The sequence below is a fragment of the Pseudomonas fragi genome, from assembly GCF_002269505.1.
Classification (GTDB): Bacteria; Pseudomonadota; Gammaproteobacteria; order Pseudomonadales; family Pseudomonadaceae; genus Aquipseudomonas; species Aquipseudomonas fragi_D.
This window is the reverse complement of record NZ_NQKQ01000008.1, coordinates 34467-60595: the sequence shown is the minus strand read 5'-3', so window position 1 is coordinate 60595 and position 26129 is coordinate 34467. Positions and strand designations below refer to the sequence as shown.

General features: G+C 60.2%; 27 protein-coding genes. 13 read left to right on the top strand and 14 right to left on the bottom strand.

From position 1 onward, the window contains the following. Nucleotides 1–31 precede the first annotated feature (31 nt). Together CJU81_RS09360 and CJU81_RS09355 are read right to left on the bottom strand one after the other, a co-directional pair. The gene (locus CJU81_RS09360) at nt 32–949 is read right to left on the bottom strand and encodes a 5'-nucleotidase (RefSeq protein WP_095036361.1); all 918 of its coding nucleotides are present in this window, start codon (nt 947–949) and stop codon (nt 32–34) included. Nucleotides 950–987: 38 nt separating this feature from the next. Beyond that, the gene (locus CJU81_RS09355) at nt 988–1314 is read right to left on the bottom strand and encodes a thioredoxin family protein (RefSeq protein WP_095036360.1); all 327 of its coding nucleotides are present in this window, start codon (nt 1312–1314) and stop codon (nt 988–990) included. 57 nt (nt 1315–1371) lie between these two features. Between CJU81_RS09355 and CJU81_RS09350 the strand changes: the two genes are divergently transcribed. Beyond that, complete coding sequence (locus tag CJU81_RS09350; RefSeq protein ID WP_095036359.1) at nt 1372–1818, top strand: PilZ domain-containing protein; 447 nt, start codon at nt 1372–1374, stop codon at nt 1816–1818. Between the two features lie 131 nt (nt 1819–1949). Beyond that, nucleotides 1950–3026, top strand: coding sequence for a 3-deoxy-7-phosphoheptulonate synthase (locus tag CJU81_RS09345; RefSeq protein WP_095036431.1), 1077 nt, complete (start codon nt 1950–1952; stop codon nt 3024–3026). Between the two features lie 108 nt (nt 3027–3134). Here the strand turns inward: CJU81_RS09345 and CJU81_RS09340 are convergent, their stop codons facing one another. Then, complete coding sequence (locus tag CJU81_RS09340) at nt 3135–3416, bottom strand: GNAT family N-acetyltransferase (RefSeq protein WP_019827604.1); 282 nt, start codon at nt 3414–3416, stop codon at nt 3135–3137. Nucleotides 3417–3913: 497 nt separating this feature from the next. On the opposite strand from CJU81_RS09340, the gene oprI reads away from it, so the two are divergent. After that, nucleotides 3914–4165, top strand: coding sequence for an outer membrane lipoprotei OprI (gene oprI, locus CJU81_RS09335; protein ID WP_003172710.1), 252 nt, complete (start codon nt 3914–3916; stop codon nt 4163–4165). 137 nt (nt 4166–4302) lie between these two features. On the opposite strand, the gene CJU81_RS09330 is transcribed toward oprI, so the two are convergent. The 3 genes from CJU81_RS09330 to CJU81_RS09320 all read right to left on the bottom strand — a co-directional run bounded on the left by CJU81_RS09330 (nt 4303) and on the right by CJU81_RS09320 (nt 6386). Then, complete coding sequence (locus tag CJU81_RS09330; protein WP_095036357.1) at nt 4303–5331, bottom strand: L,D-transpeptidase family protein; 1029 nt, start codon at nt 5329–5331, stop codon at nt 4303–4305. Between the two features lie 97 nt (nt 5332–5428). After that, nucleotides 5429–5722, bottom strand: a complete 294-nt coding sequence (locus CJU81_RS09325; protein ID WP_003446817.1) for a hypothetical protein — start codon at nt 5720–5722, stop codon at nt 5429–5431. Nucleotides 5723–5780: 58 nt separating this feature from the next. Continuing rightward, nucleotides 5781–6386 carry an arylesterase gene (locus CJU81_RS09320; RefSeq protein WP_095036356.1) on the bottom strand — a complete coding sequence of 202 codons (606 nt, stop codon included), beginning with the start codon at nt 6384–6386 and terminating at the stop codon, nt 5781–5783. Between the two features lie 10 nt (nt 6387–6396). On the opposite strand from CJU81_RS09320, the gene CJU81_RS09315 reads away from it, so the two are divergent. Together CJU81_RS09315 and CJU81_RS09310 are read left to right on the top strand one after the other, a co-directional pair. Then, nucleotides 6397–7080 (top strand): ABC transporter ATP-binding protein, encoded by a 684-nt coding sequence (locus CJU81_RS09315; protein WP_095028436.1) that lies wholly within the window; start codon nt 6397–6399, stop codon nt 7078–7080. Continuing rightward, entirely contained in the window at nt 7080–9584 is a 2505-nt protein-coding gene (locus CJU81_RS09310; protein ID WP_095036355.1) for an ABC transporter permease, read from the top strand. The genes CJU81_RS09315 and CJU81_RS09310 overlap by 1 nt, the downstream gene beginning before the upstream one ends. Nucleotides 9585–10281: 697 nt before the next feature. Here CJU81_RS09310 and greB read toward each other — a convergent pair. Together greB and CJU81_RS09295 are read right to left on the bottom strand one after the other, a co-directional pair. Further along, nucleotides 10282–10758 (bottom strand): transcription elongation factor GreB, encoded by a 477-nt coding sequence (gene greB, locus CJU81_RS09300; RefSeq protein ID WP_095004182.1) that lies wholly within the window; start codon nt 10756–10758, stop codon nt 10282–10284. A gap of 108 nt (nt 10759–10866) precedes the next feature. After that, complete coding sequence (locus tag CJU81_RS09295; RefSeq protein ID WP_095036354.1) at nt 10867–11640, bottom strand: AraC family transcriptional regulator; 774 nt, start codon at nt 11638–11640, stop codon at nt 10867–10869. 202 nt (nt 11641–11842) lie between these two features. Here CJU81_RS09295 and CJU81_RS09290 point away from each other — a divergent pair, with 202 nt between their 5' ends. The 5 genes from CJU81_RS09290 (at nt 11843) to CJU81_RS09270 (ending at nt 18397) form a co-directional block, all read left to right on the top strand. Next, nucleotides 11843–13486, top strand: coding sequence for an APC family permease (locus CJU81_RS09290; protein ID WP_095036353.1), 1644 nt, complete (start codon nt 11843–11845; stop codon nt 13484–13486). A gap of 54 nt (nt 13487–13540) precedes the next feature. After that, on the top strand, nt 13541–14467 hold the full coding sequence (locus CJU81_RS09285; protein ID WP_095036352.1) for a 4-hydroxyproline epimerase: 927 nt from the start codon (nt 13541–13543) through the stop codon (nt 14465–14467). Nucleotides 14468–14516: 49 nt separating this feature from the next. Further along, nucleotides 14517–15464, top strand: a complete 948-nt coding sequence (locus tag CJU81_RS09280; RefSeq protein WP_095028441.1) for a dihydrodipicolinate synthase family protein — start codon at nt 14517–14519, stop codon at nt 15462–15464. 85 nt (nt 15465–15549) lie between these two features. Then, nucleotides 15550–17139: an aldehyde dehydrogenase (NADP(+)) gene (locus CJU81_RS09275; protein ID WP_095036351.1), complete on the top strand. Its 1590-nt coding sequence runs from the start codon at nt 15550–15552 to the stop codon at nt 17137–17139. Beyond that, on the top strand, nt 17132–18397 hold the full coding sequence (locus CJU81_RS09270; RefSeq protein ID WP_095036350.1) for an NAD(P)/FAD-dependent oxidoreductase: 1266 nt from the start codon (nt 17132–17134) through the stop codon (nt 18395–18397). The genes CJU81_RS09275 and CJU81_RS09270 overlap by 8 nt, the downstream gene beginning before the upstream one ends. Before the next feature lie 99 nt (nt 18398–18496). Here CJU81_RS09270 and CJU81_RS09265 read toward each other — a convergent pair whose 3' ends face one another. The 3 genes from CJU81_RS09265 to CJU81_RS09255 form a co-directional block, all read right to left on the bottom strand. Then, the gene (locus CJU81_RS09265) at nt 18497–18805 is read right to left on the bottom strand and encodes a hypothetical protein (RefSeq protein ID WP_095036349.1); all 309 of its coding nucleotides are present in this window, start codon (nt 18803–18805) and stop codon (nt 18497–18499) included. Nucleotides 18806–19047: 242 nt separating this feature from the next. After that, on the bottom strand, nt 19048–19482 hold the full coding sequence (locus CJU81_RS09260; protein ID WP_095036348.1) for a DoxX family protein: 435 nt from the start codon (nt 19480–19482) through the stop codon (nt 19048–19050). A 103-nt stretch (nt 19483–19585) separates the two neighbouring features. After that, nucleotides 19586–21004 (bottom strand): transglycosylase SLT domain-containing protein, encoded by a 1419-nt coding sequence (locus CJU81_RS09255; protein ID WP_095028446.1) that lies wholly within the window; start codon nt 21002–21004, stop codon nt 19586–19588. Nucleotides 21005–21241: 237 nt separating this feature from the next. On the opposite strand from CJU81_RS09255, the gene CJU81_RS09250 reads away from it, so the two are divergent. The 3 genes from CJU81_RS09250 (at nt 21242) to CJU81_RS09240 (ending at nt 24143) form a co-directional block, all read left to right on the top strand. Next, nucleotides 21242–22048 carry a TatD family hydrolase gene (locus CJU81_RS09250; protein ID WP_095036347.1) on the top strand — a complete coding sequence of 269 codons (807 nt, stop codon included), beginning with the start codon at nt 21242–21244 and terminating at the stop codon, nt 22046–22048. A 256-nt stretch (nt 22049–22304) separates the two neighbouring features. Continuing rightward, entirely contained in the window at nt 22305–23786 is a 1482-nt protein-coding gene (locus CJU81_RS09245) for a methyl-accepting chemotaxis protein (protein WP_095036346.1), read from the top strand. Nucleotides 23787–23885: 99 nt separating this feature from the next. Then, a complete protein-coding gene (locus CJU81_RS09240) occupies nt 23886–24143 on the top strand; it encodes a terminase (protein ID WP_095036345.1) in 258 nt (85 codons plus the stop codon). Here the strand turns inward: CJU81_RS09240 and CJU81_RS09235 are convergent, their stop codons facing one another. The 3 genes from CJU81_RS09235 to CJU81_RS09225 form a co-directional block, all read right to left on the bottom strand. Then, complete coding sequence (locus CJU81_RS09235) at nt 24144–24941, bottom strand: acyl-CoA thioesterase (protein WP_095036344.1); 798 nt, start codon at nt 24939–24941, stop codon at nt 24144–24146. It lies immediately after the preceding gene. A 77-nt stretch (nt 24942–25018) separates the two neighbouring features. Then, entirely contained in the window at nt 25019–25786 is a 768-nt protein-coding gene (locus tag CJU81_RS09230; RefSeq protein ID WP_095036343.1) for a CHAD domain-containing protein, read from the bottom strand. 28 nt (nt 25787–25814) lie between these two features. Further along, entirely contained in the window at nt 25815–26093 is a 279-nt protein-coding gene (locus CJU81_RS09225; RefSeq protein ID WP_095028452.1) for a hypothetical protein, read from the bottom strand. Between the last annotated feature and the right edge of the window lie 36 nt (nt 26094–26129).

Sequence of the window (26129 nt, the reverse complement as noted above, 5' to 3'; positions counted from 1 at the left end):
GATGCTCCGCTTGGCAACTTGCCCGCAGTGCTTATTCGGGGGCGAAATCCCTTAATTCATTGCTGATGCCATGGGGCACATGGCCGGTCGCCACCACCTGGCGCGCCCTTTCGCAATGGCCGGCCTGATCATCAAAAAACACATCCGCAGCAAAGGCTTCGAGAAAGGCCGATTTATCCAGCCCGCCCAGAAACAGCGATTCATCCAGACGAATGTCCCAGTCGCGCAACGTGCGGATCACCCGTTCATGGGCAGGGGCCGAACGGGCAGTGACCAGCGCGGTACGAATCGGGCAAGCATCGTCAGGGAATTCGCGTTGCAACAGGTTCAAAGCTTCCAGAAAGCCCTTGAACGGCCCGCCCCGCAGCGGATTGCGCGCGGATTCGCGCTCAAGCGACTGAAATGCCTCCAGGCCACCAGCCTGGAAAACCCGCTCCGACTCATCGGAAAACAGCACTGCATCACCGTCGAAGGCAATCCGCAGTTCATTGCTTTCGGCGCGCAGCGAGCCGCCCGAAAGAATGGTTGCTGCCGCAAAACCCGCATCCAGGGCACTGCGCACATCCTCGGCATGGGTCGACAAAAACAGATCACAACCAAACGCATTGAGATAGGGGTGGGGATTGCGCCCGCCCGAGAACGCTGCCCGGGAAATATTCAGACCGTAATGCTGGATCGAATTGAACACCCGCAGCCCGGTGTCGGCACTGTTGCGCGATACCAGCACCACCTCCACCCGCTCACGGCCAAGGCTGGCATTAAAGCTCAGGAGCTTTTCGACCAGCGCAAAGGCATCCCCCGGCGTCAGTACTTCATCTTCATGCTCGATCTGGTATTGACGGTACGCCTCGATTCCCTGGGCCAGATATACCTGATGGCTGTCGCTCAAATCGAACAGGGCCCGAGAAGAAATGGCCAGCACCAGCTTGCCCTTTAAGCCTTTGCTCATGTCGCCTCCACGGAATTAAAGCGGGTTAAGCCATTGGTTCACGGTAGTTCGTCAGGCTCAAGCATCAAGGCCAGTCGAATATGGTGGGCCAGTTCGCCTTCACTCAGGCGCGATTTCAACTCACCGTAAAAGGCCCCGTCGCGTACGACAAACAGGGTAGGAAGATGGAAAATTTCGTAACGCTCGACCAGGCCACCGTTATTGCCAGCATCAATCCAGCACAGCCGTTCGATGGGCAACTGCATATCCGGCAGCATGCGCCGCGCTACCCGGCACGCCGAACAGCCGGCGCTGGTAAAGATAACCAGCGTAGTGCCGGGTAGCGCCAGCAGTTGCTGATCGGCATCAAAATCGGTCAGCTCCATTTCACTCACTATACTCATAAGACAATACTAATTTGATGGCAATTGGAGTCAGCTTTCATGGGTCGCTTTTTACCTCACCCAGATGATATTCCCGTTGAGATAACGCTACGCAACCAACCTTCACTGCCGCGCCAGAAGCTGCACTCTATCAGCCTCGGCGGCGTGGCATGCAACAGCGACCGAAGCTGGCGATGCGGCACCGCCGTTGACCTGTCCATGCCTACCCTGGGGGAAAACGCACGTTATCCGGGCTATATAGCCTGGTGCGAAAAGCATCAACAGGGCTACCGTATCGGCGTAGCCCTGATCGACGAACAAACCCTGTTTGGCGCACGAATGGGTGAACAGGTTTGTCAGATCGAGCACTTTTCCCGTCTGCAGCAGCAACAAAGCCCCTATCCGCAGGACTTGCAAGCCCTGGCCCTGGAATGGGTCACTCACCACGCTGTGGAGTTCTCACAAGCCACCCTGGATCACGCAATGGCGCAGGCCGTACTGGATTAAAGCTGTACCTGCCCATTGTCGACCAACCGGTTAACGCGTTAAGGTTCGGCTCCCCGATGCGCTCAATCAAGCTGTGCTCCGCCGCACGGGGATCGCTGGCGGCCGGCACCCGTGACCTGACGAGTAACACGATGGCTGATTTACCGATCGACGACCTAAACGTTGCCTCCAACGAAACCCTGATCACCCCTGAACAGCTCAAACGCGAAATGCCTTTGCGTGAAACGGCTCTGCAGACCGTGACCAAAGGGCGCGAGGTGATTCGCAACATCCTGGATGGCACGGACCATCGACTGTTCGTTGTCATCGGGCCTTGCTCGATCCACGATATCAAGGCTGCCCACGAGTATGCCGAGCGTCTGAAAGTGCTGGCCGAAGAAGTCAGCGACACGCTGTATCTGGTGATGCGCGTCTATTTCGAGAAACCTCGCACAACCGTGGGCTGGAAAGGTCTGATCAACGATCCGTACCTGGACGACTCGTTCAAGATCGAAGACGGCCTGCATATCGGCCGCAAACTGCTGCTGGACCTGGCTGAAATGGGCCTGCCAACGGCCACCGAAGCCCTTGATCCGATTTCCCCGCAGTACCTGCAGGACCTGATCAGCTGGTCGGCCATTGGTGCGCGCACCACCGAATCGCAGACCCACCGCGAAATGGCCTCCGGCCTGTCTTCGTCGGTAGGCTTCAAGAACGGCACCGATGGCGGCCTGACGGTTGCGATCAATGCCTTGCAATCGGTTTCCAGCCCGCATCGTTTCCTGGGGATCAACCAGGAAGGCGGCGTGTCGATTGTCACCACCAAGGGCAACGCCTATGGTCACGTGGTATTGCGCGGCGGCAATGGCAAGCCCAACTATGATTCGGTCAGCGTCGCCCTGTGTGAACAGGCACTGAACAAGGCTAAAATCCGTCCGAACATCATGGTCGACTGCAGCCACGCCAACTCCAACAAAGACCCGGCCTTGCAACCGCTGGTCATGGAGAACGTGGCCAACCAGATCGTCGAAGGCAACCAGTCAATTATCGGCCTGATGGTCGAAAGCCACTTGAACTGGGGCTGCCAGGCAATTCCGAAAAACCTCGAAGACCTGCAGTACGGTGTTTCGATTACCGATGCCTGCATCGACTGGGCCGCTACCGAGAGCACGTTGCGCAGCATGCGCGCCAAGCTCAAGGATGTACTGCCAAAGCGTGAGCGCGGCTGAGTCAAAACTTGTAGCCGCTGACGAGCGAAGCGGCTACAGATCATTCAAAGCCCGATTGCCACACACAAAAACGCCGGGGCATGCCCGGCGTTTTTGTGTGCGTGCTCTTCAGGTATTGGCCTGAGGGCGCTTGTGGCGCTCCATATAGCGCTCAACGTAGGAACACGAAGGAATTACCTCGTAGCCCATCTTGTCGGCGTAATCGAGCGCCTGCTCCGTCAAGGCTGCTGCAATACCTCGTCCACGCAAGGCATTGGGCACAAACGTGCGATAGATATCCAGCGTCTGCTTGCCCAGATCCATGTAGGTCAGGTAGGCACGATGACCGTCGACAGTGGTCTCAAACTGGTGACCTGCCTGGTCATGGTGGATAGACAACGCCTCGCTCATCATTACTCCTCGCGGGTCTTGTAGTGTGACCCCTACCTTACTGATGTTTTTCCGCCGAGGGAACTACTACGCCTTCACGCACGCGCTGCCAGCACAGAATGTGCCAGCAGGCCTGATTACAGAGTAGCCACTCTAATGCAAATGTTCACTTCCAGGAGGCAGCCTGTTGTCAGCAGATCAGACCTGCTCGAACGTTTCGCCTGCCCGACATCCTTGACGCAGTCCTGAACATTTTCCGGATAGTTGAGGCTATGACGTACAACCGCATTTTAAGTCACGCTGCGCTATCACGCGGATGCCACTTCATGCACTCCAAACTGACTGTTTTACAAACACAATCCGTTAAAGCTAGCCTACCGAGATTGCCAGCCAATTATTTTTTTTGGTTCTTGCGCTAGGTCATTTTACTTACTACAAGTAATGGGTACTATGTACGCCGGCTGTTTCCTCACTTTGAAGGAACAGCTTTAATTAGAAAGTCCTTGAAGGGGAACACGATGAACAACGTTCTGAAATTCTCTGCTCTGGCATTGGCCGCAGTTCTGGCTACCGGTTGCAGCAGCGTATCTAAAGAAACTGAAGCCCGTCTGACTGCAACTGAAGATGCAGCAGCTCGCTCCCAGGCTCGTGCTGACGAAGCCTACCGTAAAGCTGATGAAGCTCTGGCTGCTGCTCAAAAAGCACAACAGACTGCTGACGAAGCTAACGAGCGCGCTCTGCGCATGCTTGAAAAAGCAAGCCGCAAGTAATAGTCCTTCGGGATTGTTACCAAGCCGACCTATTTTTAGGTCGGCTTTTTTATTGCCTGCCGGCCACTAAGCAAGCAATAAAAAAGCCGCTGCGGGTATTAACCGCGGCGGCTTTTTATTGCGCGTTTTAGTACGCCTTACTGCACGTAATCCAGCGACTGGCCTGCCGTTACGCCAGAGTTGGATATGCCGATTTCTGCAGGGATGCCGGTTTCGGCGCCCACTACCGGGAAGGCCAGATCCTTGTCTATCTGGATGCTGTTTTCCAGGTCTTTGTGCTTGAGCAGGAAGTTGATGAAACCTGCGTACTTGTTCTGCAAGTCTTCAGGGGTCAAGTGCGACTTGTCGCTGACTGCCAGCAACGAGCCATCCTTCACGTTCAACGGCTCGTGTACTTCAAGGAACACCTTGCCGCCACTGACGCCAATTTTGTACGGCTCGTTGATGATCCGCACCGGCGTACCCACCGGCACCATCTGCGCCATTTGCAGCACGTTCTGGTTAAGCATGCGGAAGCAGCCGTGGCTGGTGCCCGTGCCAATGCCGAACTTGGCGTTGGAGCCGTGAATCAGGTAGCCCGGCATGCCCAGGGTGAACTTGAACGGGCCCAACGGGTTATCGGGGCCTGCGGGCACGACATTAGGCAGCGGGTCGCCATTTTTGGCGTGCTCGGCCTTGATCGAAGCTGGCGGTGTCCAGGTCGGGTTCGGCGTCTTGGCGGTGATTTTCGTCTGCCCCAAGGGTGAGCCCCAACCTTCGCGACCAATCCCCAGCGGGAAGGTGTAAACCTTGTTCTGATCCTTGGGGTAATAATACAAGCGGTATTCGGCGAGGTTGATCACTATCCCCTCGCGCTTGCCCGGTGGCAGGATGAACTGGGTCGGCAACACGATATCGGTATCGACGAGGGTGCCGTCCGGGTTCTTTTTGACCGGCAACCAGGCGTCAACCCCGGGGTTGGCAGCGATCATTTCCGAATAGCCCAGCTCGTACTTGTTGCCCAGGTCAGCAAAGGAGTCTTCGTACTTGCCCTTGATCACCTGCACTTCACCGACGACATCTTCGCCAGGCGGTGGCAGCGGAAATTCAAGCGCAACAGCGGGACCCGCTACACAAAGTGCGGCAACGGACAGGTAGCGGGTAACTGCAGGTAGGCGCGACAACATCCGGAACATCCTTCGCATAATCAACGGGGGACAAAAAAGGGAGTGTACACCGCGCCCACGGGGAACGTGAGGCGGTCAGGGCATCAAACAACCAAGATCATAGTTCAAAGCGCAGCTCTGGCCAGATTGGCTCTGTGCCCCGGCGCTGCGACTCGATGATTGCCCGGCAAAGCGGGCATAACCGGTGGTCCTGAAACACCTTGCGGGTGACATCCGACCAACGCGGTTGCGCGGGCAGCAAAGAGCCACACAACGTGCGGTCAATGGTGCCGCCCAGCTCCAGTTGACGCGTCACCAGATGCACCCGTACCTCCTGGCAGGCGAACAGATCGAGCTGCTCATCGGGCTCGATCAGTTGATAGGCATATAAAGACCAGGCAGGACGCGACATCGGGGGCTCCAAATCGGGGGGGCGCCACCTTAGCCGAAACACTGGCCGTAGAAAAGCATCAAAGCAGGGGTTTTAGCGCCGGCCACACATTATCCAGCAAAAGCCCCTGCGCCCCGACCGCCGGGTGGATGCGATCGGCCTGCATCAGCTCGGGTTTGCCACCCACGCCTTCAAGCAAAAACGGCACCAGGGCAACGTCTTTTTCCTTGCCCAGTTCGCTGTACACCGCAGCAAATGCCTGGGTGTAACGCGCACCATAATTGGGCGGCAATTGCATCCCAAGCAGTAGCACCTTGGCACCCGCCTGCTGCGAGGCATCAATCATCCCTGCAAGATTTTGTTTCAATTGCGCTGGCAACTGTCCACGCAGGCCATCGTTGCCGCCCAACTCGACAATCACTACATCCGGTTTATGCTCTGCAAGCAGCGCAGGCAACCGCGCCAGCCCTCCGGCGCTGGTGTCGCCACTGATCGAAGCATTGACCACCTTGTCGTCGTAGCCTTGCTCCCTGAGCCGCTGTTCGAGCAAAGACACCCATCCCAGACGGGTATCCAGGCCGAAAGCCGCGCTGATACTATCGCCGACGATCAAGATTGTTCCCGCCGTTGCCGTCTGTGCCATGCACATCAGGGCCAGAGCAGCACTTAATAACCACACACGCATTGGATTCTCCATGGGCGAAAGTATTCTCACCGCGCAGAACCTTAGCAAAGTGGTTCCCAGCGCGGAAGGCGAGTTAACCATCCTGCACCCCCTGAGCCTCGAACTGAGCAAGGGCGACAGCCTGGCGATTGTCGGTGCCTCCGGTTCAGGCAAATCGACATTGCTGGGCCTGCTGGCCGGCCTCGACCTGCCCAGCCAGGGCGAAGTGATTTTGGCTGGCCGGGCCCTGAGCACCCTCGATGAAGACCAGCGCGCCCGGGTGCGGGCTGAGCATGTAGGCTTCGTGTTTCAGTCGTTCCAGTTGCTCGACAGCCTTAATGCCCTGGAAAACGTCATGCTGCCGTTGGAGCTGGATGGCCGCAAGGATGCCCGCGAGCATGCCCGCCACCTGCTTGAACGCGTTGGTCTGGGCCAGCGCCTGAGCCACTCACCGCGCCAGCTGTCCGGCGGCGAGCAGCAGCGCGTCGCCATTGCCCGGGCTTTTGCCGCCAATCCCGACGTGCTGTTCGCCGATGAACCCACCGGCAACCTGGACAGCCACACCGGCGAGCGCATCACCGATCTGCTTTTTGAACTGAACAAGGAAAACGGCACCACCCTGGTGCTGGTGACCCATGACGAACGCCTGGCCCATCGTTGCCGGCGCCTGATCCGTCTTGAAGCTGGCCATCTGGTCGGCCCTCTGGAGCCCTGATGGCACGTCTGCCGCTGTTGCGCATGCTAAGTCTGGCCGTACGCCAATTGCTGCGCGATGCCCGCGCCGGCGAGCTGCGCGTGCTGTTCTTCGCCCTGCTGGTCGCCGTGGCCGCCAGCACTGCCATCGGTTACTTCGGTGCCCGTCTTAATGGCGCGATGTTGTTGCGCGCCACTGAGTTCCTCGGTGCCGACCTGGTGCTCGATGGCAGCGCCCCGGCGCGGGAAGAACAAATCAAGGTCGGCAATGACCTGGGCCTCGAACACGCCCGCGTGGTCGAGTTCGCCAGCGTGATTGCCACCGACAATGGCATCCAGCTCTCCAGCATCAAGGCGGCAGACGATGCCTACCCGTTGCGCGGCGAACTGAAAAGCGCCCCGCAGCCCTATGCCGAGGAACAACCTGGGGGCGGCCCCAAACCCGGTGAGGCCTGGGCCGAAGCCCGCCTGCTGACCGCGCTGGACCTCAAGGTCGGCGATGAAATCGATGTCGGCTCAAAAACCGTGCGCATCACCCGCGTGCTGACTTATGAACCCGATCGTGCCGGCAACCTTTACAGCCTGACCCCGCGGGTGCTGATCAATCTGGACGACCTGGCTGCCACCGGCATCGTACAACCGGGGAGCAGGGTCACCTACCGCGAGCTGTGGCGTGGAAACGCCCCGGCGCTTGAATCCTATCGCCAGGTGGTCAAGCCCGGCCTGGACGCCAACCAGCGCCTCCTCGACGGCCGTGACGGCAATCAGCAAATCGGCGGTGCGCTGGGCAAGGCCGAGCGCTACCTGAACATGGCCAGCCTGGTGGCAGTGCTGCTAGCGGGCGTGGCCGTGGCCCTGTCTGCTACCCGCTTTGCCAGTCGCCGCTTCGATGCCAGTGCCCTGCTCCGCTGTCTGGGCCTGTCACGGCGTGAAGCCCTGTTACTGTTCACCCTGCAACTGGCAGTACTTGGGCTGCTGGCCAGCCTTGCCGGCGCCCTGTTGGGCTGGCTCGCGCAGCTTGGCCTGTTCGCCCTGCTGCATGACCTGCTGCCCGCTGACGTACCGCCCGGCGGGCTGATGCCGGCGATCGCCGGGATGGGCACCGGGCTGGTGGCGCTGGCAGGTTTCGCCTTGCCGCCACTCGCAGCACTGGGCCGCGTACCGCCATTGCGGGTGTTACGCCGCGACATGCTGCCGATTCCGGCCAGTACCTGGACCGTCTACGGCGCAGCCCTGCTGGCACTGGGCCTGATCATGTGGCGCATGAGCCTGGACCTGGTGCTGACCTTCGCCCTGCTCGGCGGTGGCGTGATTGCCGCCGTGGTGCTTGGCGGTATCCTGCTGCTGGGCCTGCAAAGTCTGCGCCGCCTGCTGGCCCGCGCCTCACTGCCCTGGCGCCTGGGGCTGGGCCAGTTGCTGCGCCATCCCCTGGCCGCGGCGGGCCAGGCCCTGGCCTTTGGCCTGATCCTGCTGTCGATGGCCCTGATCGCCCTGCTGCGCGGCGAGTTGCTCGACACCTGGCAAAACCAGCTGCCCAAGGACGCACCCAACTACTTTGCGCTTAATATCCTGCCGGCCGACAAAGAAGCTTTTGGTGCCCACCTGATGACCCTTCAGGCCCGGGCCGCGCCGCTGTACCCGGTGATTCCGGGGCGCCTGATCAGCATCAACGGCCAGCCGGTGCAAGATATCGTCAGCAAGGACTCCAGTGGCGACCGGGCCATCCAGCGCGACCTGAGCCTGACCTGGGCCGCTGACCTGCCCGCTGAAAATCAAATCACCGCAGGCAGTTGGTGGAGCCAGCAACCTGCCGCAGACGTGCCAGGGGTTTCGGTTGAAGCCAAGGTCGCCGAAAGCCTCAAGCTGAAGCTGGGTGACCTGATGACCTTCACCATTGCCGGGGTCAATCGCGAAGCTCGGGTCACCAGCTTGCGCAGCATCAACTGGGATAACTTCCAGCCCAACTTCTTCATGATTTTCCAGCCTGGAACCTTGCAGGACCTGCCAGCCACCTGGCTCACCAGCTTTTACCTGGCACCGGGTCACGACAAGGAAATCATCGAGCTGTCGCGGCGCTTCCCGGCTGTGACCATCCTGCCCATCGATGCCCTGCTTGAGCAGTTACGCAGCATCCTGGCGCAGGTGACCATCGCCGTGGAATACGTGCTGTTGTTCGTCCTTGCGGCGGGCATGGCGGTGCTGTTTTCCGGCCTGCAATCCACGCTGGACGAACGCATTCGTCAGGGCGCCTTGCTACGCGCGCTGGGGGCCGAGCGGCAACTGCTGGTGAAGGCACGGCGCATCGAGTTCGGCCTGCTGGGCGCCACCAGCGGCCTGCTGGCGGCGCTGGGGGCCGAACTGGTCAGCCTGGTGCTGTACCGTTTTGCCTTTGACTTGCCGTGGCATCCGCATCCGTGGTTACTGTTGTTGCCCGTGCTGGGCGCGGTGATGGTTGGCGGTGCGGGGGTATTCGGTACACGCCGGGCGCTGAATGCCAGCCCGTTGACGGTGCTGCGCGAGGGTTGAGATGCCCTCGCCCGAGCTTTTGTAGCCGCTGAGGAGCGCAGCGAGGCTGCGATCGTCGTTTTGGGATTCAACTGTTACGCCGCGTACATATCCGGCATCTGCGTTTAACTGGAATATTGGTTTCGCTCTTACAGCGAGTCACTTTGCAAAAGCGGCAAAGTAACCAAAACGCTTTCGCCCCATCGTACGGCCTTCGCTGCGCTCAGGTTCCCTCGCTCCGGCTCTGCTCCGTGGGCACGCCGCCACGGGCCATCCATGGCCCATCGCGGCTCTCCCGGCATCCATGTCGGTCGACCCACTCCACAGAACCTCCTCTCGGCCTCCCGGGAGGGCTGGCAGATCAAAAGCAGTGCGCCACTAGGCGGCCGACCGGCCGGCCTGTTGGCGTAAGTGTGTGCTGCGCAATCTCTGTAGTCGCTGCCGAGGAACGAAGGCTGCGTTCGGTTTGGTGCAAGGTTCTATGTTGGTTTTTGCTGTCGGCACGGGAGTGTCCTGGCAACCGGAATACCCATAACAGTCCCTAAAAGTGTCCACCATGTCCCCGCACACCCGTCAACCATGTGTCCGGTCCGTACACGGCGCACAAGTGCCTCGCCGTAAGGGCGAAACCAATATTCCAGTTAAACGCAGATGCCGGATATGTACGCGGTACACCAGTTAAACCCTGCAGCGGCTACAAGTTTTGTACAGGTTTACGCTAGCTTTTTTCGTAATAAATCTCGTTGATCCACCACAGCACTTCCCCGCTCGGGGTCTGCACCACGGCCTCATCCCCCACCTGTTTTTTCAACAGCGCACGGGCCATCGGTGAGTCGATGGAGATGTAATCGTTGCGGCCGTAGATTTCGTCGTAACCCACAATGCGGAATTTCTTGACGTCCCCGGCCTCGTTTTCGATTTCGACCCAGGCACCAAAAAACACCCGTCCTTCCTGTTCGGGCGAATAATCAACTACCCGCACATCTTCCAGGCGCTTGCGCAGGTAGCGCACCCGCCGGTCGATCTCGCGCAGCAACTTCTTGTTGTACTGGTAGTCAGCGTTTTCGCTGCGATCACCCAGTGATGCTGCCCAGGTCACCTTGCGTGTGGTATCCGGGCGCTTTTCCCGCCACAGGTAGTCAAGCTCCTGCTTCAGGGCTTCATGGCCTTGCCTGGTGATGATGTTGGTACTCACTCGCGGTCGTTCTCCAGCAGGTTGCATTGGCCAGGGCAGACTCTTAACACCCCGGCGCGACGAAATACATATGAGCGCCGATAAAAAATCACAAGCGCGGCGACACTCTCACTGTGCCGTGGCCTGACGATACTGGCGCGGGGTAAAACCGGTCAGTGCCTTGAACTGGCGGGTGAACGCACTGTGGTCGGTGTAACCACATTGCAGGGCAACTTCAGTAATAGGGATATCACTCAGCAACAGGCGATGGGCGTGTTCCAGTCGTACTTTCTGGATCATCTGCCGTGGTGTGAGGTGAAACACCCGCTTGCAGTAGCGCTCCAGTTGCGCCACGGAAATCCCGGCGATACGGGTCAATTCAGCCAAGGTTACGCGGCGGTTGAAATGCGTACGAATGTGCTCGTCCACCGCCGCCAACCGCTGGTACGCCGGGTGGGTATCGCTGGCTGATTGCAGGTCCACGGAGATCCCGGCCAGGCCGATGATCTCGCCCTGGCGATTGTACAGCGGGCGCTTGTGGGTCAGGCACCAGCCAGGCTCCCGAGTCCCGTACAGGTGCAGCTCCAGCTGGTCTTCAAGCACCAGCCCCTGTTCCAGCACCTGCCGATCCTGCTCGGTATAGCCCGGCCCCAACTGCGCGGGGAATACCTCGGCGCTGGTTTTGCCCAGCAGGGGTTGCAACTGCTTGAGGCCGCAGCGTTGTACCAAGGTGCGGTTGGCCAGCACATAGCGCGCAGCAATGTCCTTGATAAAGATCGCGGCATTGGGGATGGCATCAAGCATCGGCAGCAACAGCGCTACCCCCGAGAGCAACTGCTCAAGGCTCTCGGGGCGGCTCAGCTCGCCGCCCTGGCCCAGCATTGCAAAAGCATTCTGCGTCATCACACTCACTCTCCCACCACAGACCAGGCATCGGCCGCCTGGGTCCATTGTGCTGATTTCGTCATCGGCATCAATGGAAATGATCAATCGCAAACTTTCCCCGACGTTCAATCTAGCGCCATTGCACACCCGCCAACCCTGTCGGCGCAATGGCAAATGACATCACACCTGCCTAACCAATAACTCACAAAAAGGCGACGCCATGTCAGGTAAAGGCAAATTCAAGAAACAGCTCTCACTGATGGACCTGACTTTTATCGGTCTGGGTGCCATCTTCGGTTCCGGCTGGTTGTTTGCAGCCAGTCATGTGTCGGCAATCGCAGGCCCGGCAGGGATTTTTTCCTGGCTGCTGGGCGGTTTTTCCGTGCTGTTGCTGGGCATCGTTTACTGCGAGCTGGGTGCTGCCCTGCCGCGCGCCGGTGGCGTCATTCGTTACCCGGTTTACTCCCACGGCCCGTTGCTCGGGTATTTGATGGGCTTTATCACCCTGATCGCGTTCTCCAGCCTGGTGGCGATTGAAGTGGTCGCCGCTCGCCAATACGCCGCGGCATGGTTCCCCGAGCTGACCAAGGCCGGCTCCAGTGACCCTTCGATCCTGGGCTGGCTCCTGCAGTTCGGCCTGTTGTGCCTGTTCTTCATGCTCAACTATCGCAGCGTGAAGACGTTCGCCATGGCCAACAACCTGGTCAGCGTGTTCAAGTTCATCGTGCCGCTGCTGGTCATCGGCGTGCTGTTCACTTTCTTCAAGCCGGAGAACCTCTACTCTCAGGGCTTCGCTCCCTTTGGCCTGTCGGGCGTGCAAATGGCCGTCTCTGCAGGCGGCATCATTTTCGCCTACCTGGGCCTGACCCCGATCATTTCGGTGGCCAGTGAAGTCAAGAACCCGCAACGCACCATCCCGATTGCCCTGATCCTGTCGGTGCTGCTGTCGACCGTTATTTATGTGCTGTTGCAAGTCGCCTTCCTCGGCGGTGTGCCAACCGAGATGCTGGCCAACGGCTGGGCCGGCGTGACCAAGGAGCTGGCCCTGCCCTATCGCGATATCGCCCTGGCCCTGGGTGTGGGCTGGCTGGCTTATCTGGTGGTGGCCGATGCCGTGATCTCGCCAAGCGGCTGCGGCAACATCTACATGAACGCCACGCCACGGGTGATCTATGGCTGGGCACAAACCGGCACCTTCTTCAAAGTGTTCACCCGCATCGATGCAAAATCCGGCATTCCGCGCCCGGCGCTGTGGCTGACCTTTGGCCTGTCGGTGTTCTGGACCCTGCCGTTCCCGTCCTGGGAAGCGCTGATCAACGTGGTTTCCGCCGCGCTGGTATTGAGCTACGCCGTGGCCCCGGTGTCCGTGGCCGCCCTGCGCCGCAACGCACCCGACATGCCACGCCCGTTCCGCGTCAAGTGGATGGCTGTGCTGGGCCCGCTGTCGTTCATTGTGGCGGCGCTGATTGTTTACTGGTCGGGCTGGAACACCGTGTCCTGGCTGCTCGGCCTGCAAATCGTGATGTTCGTGGTGTACCTGCTGTGCTCGCGCTTTGTACCGACCAATCACCTGAGTCTGGGTCAGCAAGTACGTTCGTCTTTGTGGCTGATCGGCTTCTACGCCGTAACCATCGTGTTGTCCAAGCTCGGCACCTTTGGTGGTCTGGGCGTGCTGGCTCACCCTTTCGACACCCTGGTCGTCGCCGCCTGCGCCACGGCTATCTATTACTGGGGAGCAGCCACCGGCGTGCCGGCGCACCTGGTCCGCCTGGAAGACGACGAGGACAGCGAAGACGCCCCGCAACAGGCCAGCCAGACGTCACCGCGCCATGCCAGCGGAACATTTGTACCGACTTCGTCCTGACCCACCGTTTGCCACCGTCCTCCCAGCCGTTGCTCTCTACCAAGGGATAAGTTCATGAAGCAAGTCCATATCATTGATTCACATACCGGCGGCGAACCCACACGCCTGGTGCTCAAAGGCTTTCCGCAACTGGCCGGGCACAGCATTGCCGAACAACGCGATGCCCTGCGCGACCAGCATGACCAATGGCGCCGGGCCTGCCTGCTGGAGCCCCGTGGCAACGATGTACTGGTCGGCGCGCTGTACTGCGAGCCCGTGTCGGCAGATGCCACCTGCGGCGTGATCTTCTTCAACAATGCCGGTTACCTGGGCATGTGCGGGCACGGCACCATCGGCTTGATCGCCTCCCTGCATCACCTGGGCCTGATCGAGACCGGCGAGCACAAGATCGACACCCCCGTGGGCCCGGTCACTGCCACCCTGCATCCTGACGGAAAAGTCACCGTGGGCAACGTGCCCTCTTACCGCTACCGCCAGCAGGTCGCCGTTGAGGTGCCGGGGCATGGCCGTGTGCATGGGGATATTGCCTGGGGCGGCAACTGGTTCTTCCTGGTCAGCGACCATGGCAAGGCGCTGCAACTGGACAATGTCGAAGCCCTGACCGAATACACCTGGGCCATGCTCAAGGCCCTTGAGGCGCAGGGCATCCACGGTGAAGACGGTGCCCTGATCGACCATATCGAACTGTTCGCCGACGACGACCAGGCTGATAGCCGCAACTTCGTCATGTGCCCGGGCAAGGCCTATGACCGCTCACCCTGCGGCACTGGCACCAGCGCCAAACTGGCGTGCCTGGCGGCCGACGGCAAACTCGCTGCCGGCCAGCCCTGGGTACAAGCCAGCATCACCGCCAGCCAGTTTGTCGGCAGCTTTCAATGGGAAGGCGAGCGCATTCGCCCGTTCATTACCGGCCAGGCCTTTATGACTGCCGACAGCATGCTGCTGATCGACGAAAAAGATCCTTTCGCGTGGGGCATTTAAGCCCTTCGCCGTAAACACATCCGAATAAACGACTCGAGGAGTTAGAACAATGAGCGATAACATTTTCACCGGTTGCATGCCTGCCCTGATGACCCCGTGCACCGCCGAGCGCAAACCGGACTTCGACGCGCTGGTGGCCAAGGGCCGTGAACTGATCGAAATCGGCATGAGTGCCGTGGTGTACTGCGGCTCCATGGGTGACTGGCCATTGCTGACCGAAGCCGAACGTCAGGAAGGTGTCGCACGCCTGGTGGCTGCCGGTATTCCTACAATCGTCGGCACAGGTGCAGTAAACAGCCGCGAAGCCGTATCCCACGCAGCACACGCAGCCAAGGTCGGCGCCCAGGGCCTGATGGTGATTCCACGCCTGCTGTCCCGTGCGGCCTCGCCTGCGGCGCAAAAAGCCCACTTCGCTGCCATCCTGCAAGCCGCTCCACAACTGCCGGCCGTGATCTACAACAGCCCGTACTACGGCTTTGCCACCCGCGCCGACCTGTTCTTCGAACTGCGCAGCCAGTACCCGAACCTGATCGGTTTCAAAGAGTTCGGCGGTGCTGTCGATATGCGTTACGCCGCCGAACACATCACTTCCAAGGACGATGATGTGACCCTGATGGTCGGTGTCGATACCCAGGTTGTGCACGGTTTCGTCAACTGCAACGCCACCGGTGCCATTACCGGTATCGGCAACGCCCTGCCGCGCGAAGTGCTGCAACTGGTTGCCCTGAGCAAGCAAGCGGCCAAGGGCGACCCCAAGGCCCGCCGTCTGGCCCGTGAGCTGGAAGCCGCGCTGGCGGTACTGTCGTCGTTCGATGAAGGGACTGACCTGGTGCTCTACTACAAGCACCTGATGGTGCTCAATGGCGACACCGAATACAGCCTGCACTTCAACGACACTGATGTGCTGAGCGATGCCCAGCGCCACTACGCCGAGAACCAGTACAGCCTGTTCCGCCAGTGGTACAAAAACTGGTCCGCCGAACAGAACGTCGCCTGACCCGCATTGCCGCATCCCTGAACAGCGGCGCACAGCATGTGCGCCGCCTTGTTCCAGCCCCAGCCCCTCTTTTCAGGAACACGCCATGACTCTGACAGGCAACATGCTGATCGGTCAGCAAGCCATCCCCGGTAACCGCGAAGCGATCCGGGCGATCAATCCCGCCACCGGCACTGTGCTCGAACCGGCCTACCTCGGCGGCGGCGGCGAACATGTCGAGCAGGCGTGCGCCCTGGCCCGGGAGGCTTTTGACAGTTTTCGCGAGGTGTCACTGCACACTCGCGCCACATTCCTTGAAACCATCGCCGATGAGATCGAAGCCATTGGCGATGCATTGATTGACCGCGCCGTCAGCGAGTCCGGCCTGCCACGCCCGCGCATCCTCGGTGAGCGCGGACGCACCTGCCAGCAGTTGCGGACTTTTGCCCGCACCGTACGCGCCGGTGAATGGCTGGATGTGCGGGTCGACTACGCCCTGCCCGAGCGCCAGCCGCTGCCGCGCGCCGACCTGCGCCAACGTCATGTACCGCTGGGGCCGGTGGCGGTATTCGGCGCCAGCAACTTCCCGCTGGCCTTCTCCGTGGCGGGCGGCGATACCGCTTCGGCGCTGGCTGCCGGCTGCCCGGTGGTGGTCAAGGCCCACAGCGCCCACCCTGGCACCAGCGAACTGGTTGGCCATGCGGTTGCCCGTGCCGTGAAAAAATCGGGCCTGCCTGAAGGGGTGTTCTCCCTGCTGTTTGGTTCCGGCCGTGAAGTCGGGGTTGCTCTGGTCAGCGATCCACGCATCAAGGCGGTCGGCTTCACCGGCTCGCGCAGTGGCGGCATGGCTTTGTGCAAAGTGGCGGCAGCACGCCCCGAACCCATCCCGGTGTATGCGGAGATGAGCTCGATCAACCCGGTACTGCTCTTCCCCGCTGCGCTGCAGGCTCGCGGCGAATCACTGGCGCAGGGCTTCGTTGCTTCTCTGACCCAGGGTGCAGGGCAATTTTGCACCAACCCGGGGCTGGTTATCGGCCACCAGGGCCCGGCGCTGGAAAGCTTTATCAGTACGGCTGCGCGGCTGATCCAGCAGAGCCCGGCCCAGACCATGCTCACTCCGGGGATCTTTCAGGCCTATGAGGCCGGCGTTGGAGCGCTGCAAGAACTCGACAGCGCAAAACAGGCGGCAGCCGGTTTGCAGGGCGAGACACCCAACCAGTGCCAGGCCCACCTGTTCGTGACCCGGGCCAGGGACTTCCTCAACGACCCGGCACTACAGGCCGAAATATTCGGTGCAACGGCGTTGGTGGTGCAATGCGCCGACGACCAGGAGATCCGCCAGGTACTTGAGCACCTGGAAGGCCAATTGACCATCACCCTGCAACTGGATGATGCCGACCTCGACAGTGCCAGGGCCGTACTGCCTACCCTGGAACGCAAGGCCGGGCGCCTGCTGGTCAATGGCTGGCCAACAGGGGTTGAGGTGTGCGACGCGATGGTACACGGCGGGCCTTTCCCGGCGACTTCGGACACCCGCACGACGTCGGTCGGCACGGCTGCAATCCTGCGCTTCCTGCGTCCGGTCTGCTATCAGGACTTCCCTGACAGCCTGTTGCCGACTGCACTCAAGCACGCCAACCCTCTGCACCTGCGCCGCCTGGTCGATGGCCACAGAGAAGTACTGGAAAATGCCTGATCACTTCGACTCGAATACAGCAGACATTGCCGTGGTCGGCGCCGGGGTTATCGGCGTCGCCTGTGCCCTGCAACTGGCGCGTCAGGGCCAGCGGGTGGTGGTCATCGACATGCAGGAGCCCGGCCACGGCGCCTCGTTCGGCAACGCCGGGCATCTGGCCACCGAACAGGTATTCCCCATTGCTGACCTGTCCATTCTCAAGCGCCTGCCGGCCATGCTGATGGATCCCATGGGACCTTTGCGCCTGGACTGGAAGTACCTGCCCCGAGCCCTGCCGTGGTTCACCCGCCTGCTGCTGAACCTGCGCCCGGCGCCGTTCCAGCGCAGCGTGGCAGGCATTCGTGCCCTTAACGAAAGCAGCGTGGGTGCCTGGCACCGGCTACTCAAAGGCATTGATTGCCCGGGCCTGATGCGCGAAGACGGTTCGTTGCTGGTCTACGAGCGCTCCGAGTCCCGGCAAGCACTGCTGGCACTGCAGGCACGCATGCGCCAACAGCAGGTACCGGTGGAGCTTTGGGAAGCGAAGGCTGTGCGCGAGACTGCGCCACAACTGAACGAACAGATTCAGGGCGGGTTGTTTTTCCCGGCCACAGGGCACTTTATCGACCCCTACCGCGTGGTCTGCGAACTGGTCGAAGCCGCCAAACAGTGCGGCGTGCAGTTTCTCAAACGACAGGTAACAGGCGGGCAACTGAGTGAAGCCGGGGTTTGCCTGCACACCCGCCGGGGCAACATAAACGCCCGCCGTGTGGTGATTGCCTGCGGCGCGCACTCGGCCAAACTGACCGCAGCCCTGACCGGCAAGAACGTGCCGCTGGATACCGAACGCGGTTACCACCTGATGTTGCCCCACGAGCATGATCGGCTGCCGTTTGCCGTCACCTCGCTGGAACGCAAATTCATCATGACCCCGATGAGCGATGGCTTGAGGCTGGCAGGTACGGTTGAATTTGCCGGCCTGGAAGCGCCGCCGAGCATGGAGCGCGCCTGGCAGTTGCATCGCCTGAGCAAGGGGTTGCTGCGCGAGGATTTGAACGCTGAGGGGGCTACGCCGTGGATGGGTTTTCGGCCATCGTTGCCTGACTCGCTGCCGGTCATCGATCGGGTAGGCGATGGCAAGGTGCTGCTAGCCTTCGGCCATCAGCATTTGGGACTGACCCAGGCGGCGGTGACTGCGGAACTGATTGCGCAGTTGGCGGGAGCAACCAGTGCCCATGCGCTGCCTGAGCTGCACCCCTACCGGCTGGACCGTTTCTGAAGCAGAGCACGTAGTCGCTGTCGAGGAACGAAGGCTGCGATTCGCCCGCAGCCAAGAGCTCGCAGCCTTCGTTCCTCGACAGCGACTACAGGTCTAGGTTCACCGCAGGGTTATCAACCCCTGCCGGCTGACGCGGGTCAGGTTGTGAATCACCTGCTCGGCATTTTCAGCGCAGGGGGACTGAATCACCGCCAGGTCAAAACTGTCAGCGGCAAATCGCGCCAGCTGATCACCCTCTTCCACAAACTGGATCAGAAACGCCGTAGGCCGGCCTTTGCGGCGTGGCCAGCCATCCAGATAACGCAGCAGCGTCGGCTGATGCTTACCGCCCAGAAGGATTTTTGGGTTGCGCAAGGTTGGGCTGGCCGAGATCGGCGCAAGACGTACAAGGGGACGTGGGTGACTCATGAATCGGTTCTCCGCCTCAAGATTCTGCGTGGCAGGTGAGAGGCAACACCGAACCAGCGCTTTAGCGGTATTTCAAGGCCTGTTACAAGCCTCTTAGACGGTCTGTGACCCTCTGGCGCCCCGCAAGTAGCTGTTTAAATCGGCGCAAGAAAACATCCTAGATAAACCTGCTTGCAGCTGTCAATACTCATCTGAAACGAAAAAGGCCCGCTCTGGGCGGGCCTTTTCACTGACAGCGGATTTCAGTCAGCGATTGCACGATCGATCGACAATTTGCCCGCACCTTCGATCAATACCGCGACGGTACCACCCAGCAGGGCCAGGGCAAACTCATAGCCGTTGTTGGCCATAAACAGGCCGTTGCTGATATGCACCGAGAAAATCGCCACCAGCAGGGTAAACGACAGACCCAATGCCGCCGGGCGGGCCAGCAGGCCGACAATCAGTGCCAGACCACCGAAAAACTCGGTACCACCGGCCAGAGCGGCCATCAGCGTACCCGGTGCCAGGCCGATGCTTTCCATCCATTGCGCCGTCCCCGCCAAACCACCGCCACCAAACCAGCCAAACAGTTTCTGCGAGCCGTGAGCGGCGAAAATGATGCCGACGAAGACACGCAAAACCGTCAAGCCATAACCTGCGCGGCTGCCCAGTACGGTATGGATCAATTTGCTCATGGTGGAATCCTTTAGGTAATCAGTTGGGGAATGCTCGCCATACTAATCAGTTTTTATAATGTTAAAAGTCGAATAAACCCAATATAACAATCAGTTTTTTCGATCACTTACGTGATACCCATTCAGCCTTGGCGGGCTCCAGCGAATCCCGCTCGCGATCAAAGGCCAAATAGTATTTGTTCACGCTATTAACATAGCTGACCGCACCCATTCCCACCTGCTCCATGGCGATACGTTCCACCTGAAAGAACCACTGGTTGGGGTTCAGGCCACGTCGACGGGCTTCGGCGCGCATGCCTTGCACCCGCTCCGGCCCCATGTTGTACGCCGCCAGCACGAAGGCCATACGCTCGCGCTCATTGAGTTTGGGGCTGGCAAAGAATTTGCGACGGATCATCGCCAGGTATTTGGCCCCGGCTTGTACATTGTTATCGACGTTCTGAATATTGTTGACCCCCACCCGCTGCGCGGCAGAGGGCGTGATTTGCAGCAACCCGGTCGCGCCGCCAACACCCTTGGCATCGGGATTGAGGGTTGACTCCTTGAACGCCAGCGCCGCCAGGTTCAGCCAGTCCATGCCTTGCTGCTGTGCATGTTTCTGCAAGACCGGGCGCAATTTCTCAAGCTGCTGGCGGTCAGCCCGAGCCAAGGGATAATGCACCCGGTACAAACGCCGATACACTCGTTCAAACGCTACATCCTGATCGGCCGGCACCTTATAGCCGTCGAGAAAACGGTCGATACTGGCAAGCAGCATCGAAGCATCGCGGCGCACATACCAGCGCATCGCTTCAGGCTCGCTGACCAGCACCTTGCGGTCAAAACGCAATTTTGGCATCAGCGTGGCCCAACGCTCGGCAATCGGGCGCTCAACGATGGTCAGATGAAAAATACCCGCCTGCACCATCTCCAGCACGTCTTCGACTGCCAGGGTCGGATCTACCCATTCGATCTTCACCGGTGGCAATTTGCGCAGGGCCAGTTTTTGATTGATCAGATTGACCGATGCCCCCGCTGCACTGCCGGTGGTCAGCGCCACTGTACGGCCAGATAGCTGCTCCATACGGGTAAAGCGTCGCTCACCCTTGACCCCCACCAACAGCAAGGGCACATCGTCGACGATCGGGTCACTGGCACTGATGGCGCGGCCGGGTTTGAAATCGATCAGTTCCCCCGGGGCAACCACATCGCCTTCACCGCGGGACAAGGCGCCAAGCAGTTGGTCCTTGGCTTTGGGAATGATCTTGAGGGTTATTTCCTGGCCATCACGGGCATGGCTGTTGAGGTAGTGTTCGAACGCGCGCAGACGATGATATTCAACCCCAACCGCCTGCCCCTGGACCTCGCCCGAACTGTTGCGGCTTTGATTGACCAGCACCCGCAACACCTGGCTGCTGCGGATTTGCGCCAGATCGCGGACCTGACTCGGCTGCCCGACCTGTAAAGGTCCGGTCAGGCGTGCCAGTGCCGGTAGCGGCAACAGCAGCAGGCACAGCGCAATCAATAGCGTCGGTCTTGTCATCCGTTCTCCGGAAAGAATACAGCCCAGCACCCTGTCGGTTTTCCCGACAACCGGTTGCCCCAATTGAGGCTTTCAAGCGCTGGAAACAGCGCGCAAAACAGTCAATGCGTCCTTTGGTAAACCGGGCATTGCGTTGTTGCGGCATTCAAAGACAACCATAACTGTCTGTAGTTCTTGGTTTTTCTTGTAAATCTACAGCTCTGATATGCTTCATGGCCTGTGGCCTGAGGTAAAACCATGCAACTCATTGATATCGGCGTCAACCTGACCAACCCAAGCTTCGACGGCAAACACCAGGCCGTGCTGGATCGCGCTTACGCAGCAGGGGTGTGCCAATTGGTACTGACCGGCACCAGCGTCGAAGGCAGCGAACAAGCCTTGCAACTGTGCCGCGAGCTGGACGATAGCGACCAGCGACTGTTCTCTACGGCCGGCATTCACCCGCACTCGGCCAGTGACTGGAACGGCGACAGCGCCCGCCAATTGCTGGCCCTGCTCAAGGAGCCAGGCGTATGCGCAGTGGGTGAATGCGGATTGGACTTCAACCGCGACTTTTCGCCCCGCGCCCAGCAGGAAAAAGTGCTGGAAGAACATCTGGCGCTGGCTGTTGACCTGCAATTGCCGGTGTTCCTGCATGAGCGTGATGCCAACCAGCGCTTGCTGGAAATCCTGCGCGACTTCCGCGACCGCTTGCCGGCGGCTGTTGTGCATTGCTTTACCGGGGAGAAAAAGGCGCTGTTCAGCTACCTGGACCTGGACCTGCATATCGGTATTACCGGCTGGATTTGCGACGAACGCCGCGGTACCCACCTGCACCCGCTGGTACGCGATATCCCGCGTGGGCGCCTTATGCTCGAAAGCGATGCGCCGTACCTGTTGCCGCGAACCCTGCGACCAAAACCAAAAAACGGTCGCAACGAACCGGCCTACCTGACCGACGTACTGCGTGAAGTGGCCATGCACCGTGGCGAAAGCGAGCAGGACCTGGCCGAACACACCACCGCGTGTGCGCGGGCGTTTTACGGGTTGCCGGTGGTAGCCTGATCTGTGTAGTCGCTGACGAGGAACGAAGGCTGCGAGCTTTAGCCTGCTCCGCAGTCGTTGCAAAACTACAAGGACTGCGTTTGGGAATGTATCCGGGATACTTCACCAAAAAGCTCGCAGCCTTCGTTCCTCGTCAGCGACTACGAGGTTTGGCTCACCCGCGGGGTTGACCCACATCAACAAGATCGTCACTGAATAGCGGCACAATGATGGCACCTTGCCAATATTGTTTGCGCCAACTCAGAGAAGACCTCCCATGGGCACCTGGCTTAGCAACATCTCGCTCAAATACAAATTCTGGGCTGTCAACGCGGTGGCTTTTGTCACCACACTGCTGCTGGTGCTCTACGCCGTGCAGCTGGAACAGCAATCACGCAGCGACGCCGCCCAGGCCAACGCCCAGGCCCAGGCGCAATTGCTCAGTGCCTGGCCTGCCGGGCAGCCCTTGCCCCAGGCCAGCCAACTGCTGCCCCTTGCACCCGACCAGATCGCCAGTGTCAACGATCAGCCCCTACCGCAACTGAGCAACGCCAACGGCTGGATTTCGATCAATCCCATGCCGTTATTCGGTCGTGACCTGTTGCTGGGCGCCGATGTACTGATGCGCGATGACGGGCAAAAAATCGCCGTGCTGGCTCATACGCCAAGCCTGGCCCAGGTGTTTGTCGAGCGCCTGCCCAACTATGCCGCCGCTGTACTGATCCTGATGCTGGCCATGCTTTGTGCCTCGCAGTTGCTGATCCGCTTTTTGCTCAGCCAGCTCAATACCCTCAAGGACGTCATGCTGCATGTGGAGAAAACCGGTGACCTGGCTGCCCGTGTGCCGCTGGCCTGTACCGATGAAGTCGGGCAGATGGCCAGCGCCTTCAATGCCATGCAGGCCGGTTACCAGCGGGTAGTCAACACCGTGGCCCAAACGGCCGCGCAACTGGACGCCGGTGCCGCCCGCCTGGCCAGCAGCATGGACGAGGTACGCCACGGCATGCTCGGTCAGCAAAGCGAAACCGACCAGGCTGCCACCGCGATCAATGAAATGTCAGCCACGGTTTACCATATCGCGCAACACGCTGGCGCTACCCGCGACCTGTCGCAAACCGCAGACAACCTGGCCGGCAGTGGCCAGCAGGTGGTCAGTCGCGTGCAACAGTCAATCGCCAGCCTGTCCACCGGGGTGCAAACCACCGCCGAGATGATTCAACAGCTGGCCCAGGACAGCCAGAAGATCAACGGTGTGGTCAGTGTGATCCACAGCATTGCCGAGCAGACCAACTTGCTGGCCTTGAACGCGGCCATCGAAGCCGCCCGCGCAGGTGAGATGGGCCGCGGCTTTGCCGTGGTTGCCGATGAAGTGCGGCACCTGGCCAAACGCGTCCAGACCTCCACCGATGAAATTACCGCCATGGTCTCGGCCTTGCAGGCGGGCACCCGTGACGCCGTGGACTTTATGCAGGAAAGTTCGTTCAAGGCCGACGACTGCGTGCAGCAGGCCCAGGAAGCGGGCGCGGCACTGGCCGAGATCACTCATGCCGTGGCGCAAATGCGCGAAAGCAACACCCAGATCGCCGTGGCCGCCGAGCAGCAAAGCCAGGTCGCGGAAGAGATGAACCGGGCGGTTGTGAGCATCCGCGATGTCACTGAGAACACCGTGCAACAAACGGTCGAGTCGGCCACGACCAGTAATGAACTGGCGACCCTCGCGGGTGAGCTGAACCGGGCTATCGGTCAACTAAAGCTATAAGGCCGATAGCCATTGTTGATTCGCCGCACAGCGGCCCTGAATCTATGATTTGTTTATCCGGTTCAGCCCAGGCTGAACCCTTGAACAAGGAGAGCAATCATGGGCAAACGTCATCCAAACTTACCTGCCTGGCAATGGCGCTCCAACCCGCACAGCCAGCAAAACACTGCGCATCAGGCAATCAACCTGATTGCCGTTCCAATGATGGTGGTGGCATTTCTGCTGCTGGTGTCGGGCGTCTTCAGTGAAAACGCCACCAGCGCGGTGATCGGCCTGGTTGCCCTGTTTGCGGCCCTGATCCTGCAACGCCAGGGCCACACACACAGCAGCAAGATCGACAACAGCCAGACCTTCTGATTAACCGAACACGGCTACGGTCTGGCGGCTGAGCGCAATCAACTCGCCGCCAGGGCCCCACAGGTTGGCCGCCACATGGCCGTAGCCGTCCCGCGCATGCTCGATGACTGCCAGGTACTTGCACCACTGCAGCGTGCTGACCTGAGGCAGTGGCTGCACGAACTCGATGGTCCAGGTCAGCGTGCTGCCTGCTGTCGGTTTGTTCAACAGCGGCAGCAGCGCAGGTGGCCAGGTATCGACCAGCGCCAGCAAATGGGTCTCGGTCAGGGGCTCGTCCTGCACATCGCCGGCAAAACGTACCCAACCGCCCATTTCCCGCGTGCCTCGACCGGTAAACGGCAGCGCACCCACGGCCCAGGCCATGGACATGTGCCGCATGAACTCAGGAGTAACACCCTTGATGTAGGGTAATAACGGGCACTCCTCGACGGCCTTCATGTCAGGGGCCGGCATGCCTTCCACATTCGCCGCCGACTGCCGTGATGCGCCAAAGCTGGCCTGCACCAGGGTCATGACCTGACCGTCCTGCACCACCCGCCCCACTACTTGGCTGACCGCCTTGCCCTCGCGGAGCACTTCGACCTCAAAACGGATTGGCACATCCGCTGCCACTGGGCCGACAAAACTCACCGCCAGGGAACGCAACGCCCGCTCGGGGGCTATGCGGGCACGCATGGCTTCGTACTGCAAAGCCACCACCAGGCCACCGAAACTGGCACGACCCTGCCCCCAATCGGCCGGGATGGTCACGTCCAAAGGCGTGTTGCGTACTGCCGCCACCAATTCGCGAAACTGCATGAGCACCTCAAAACAGATAAATATGCCGGGATACTACCCATCCATCAGGCTCTGCACAGTGCTATATCGGCCAAATATCAGGAGTGAAAGCAAGCCGCGCTCAGTTTGACCAGCGCCTTGTCAGCACGTTTTTCGCCGTGTTCAAGGGTGGCCTGCCATTGCGCCACACAGGGTTGCAAGTCAGCCTGTTGCCCGGCCTGCTGCAGCCATTGCCAGGCATCGTGCCACTCGCCCAGTGCCTGCTGCGCACCCTTGAGGCGCGCCAGCACCAAAGGCGGCAACTGGTTCAACTGCGGGTAGGCCTCGGCCGCGTAGCGTACGCGCTTGATCAGCAGCCTGACGCGATGGCGGTCATGGCCCGGGTCATTAAGGGCCTTCTCCAGGGTTTGCCACTGTTTTTCCAGGACCTTTTCGATCCGCTGGCGCAAACCGCGCAGCAAGCCTTCACGCTCGGCAGCACGCAAAAACCTCGGGAACACTTCGAGGATCATCAACAGTTGCGCCAACTGCTCGCTGTCGGCCACCCGGGCATAACTGCCAGCCAGTTGCCGGGTGCGACGTTGCGCCTGTTCCGTGAAGCCGTGCGCCTGCAGATGTGCAGCCAGCACCTCAAGATCACGCAGAGGTGTGGTCAGCACACCTACCTGGGCTGCAGACATTTCCAGTTGCACCACACCCGGCAAGCCGCGCAATGGCCGCAACAGGCTGCGCAAGCGACGCACCGTAGTACGCAGATCGTGCAGGGCCTCGGGGTCGGTTTCGGCTTCCAGACGCGCCTGGCAGGCCAGCAACCTGACCTCCAGACGCACGATATTTGCCACTATCCGGTCAACCAGCTCAGACATCCTCACCCTCCCCCCTTACCGCTGCGATTCAACGCCCGGCGCGGGATTCACGAATATAGAAACGCGCCTTCTCGGATTTTTTGGTGCAACCCTCAAAAGCTTCGAATTGCTGCTGGGTTTTGGCCGCGGTCAGCAAGGACAAGGCCTTGGAGTAGCTGACAGTCCCGGCAAAGCCTTCGGCCTTGGCCAGGTCCAGCTCATGCCAGGCAGCATCCAGGTTCGTCGCACAGGAATCCCGATACGCCTTGGTTCCTGCACAACCCGCCAAAGTCAGCGCAATCAATGGCACACAAATCCACGCTTTCATGGTGTTTCCCTCAGAAAAAAAAGTTCAGTGCATGCT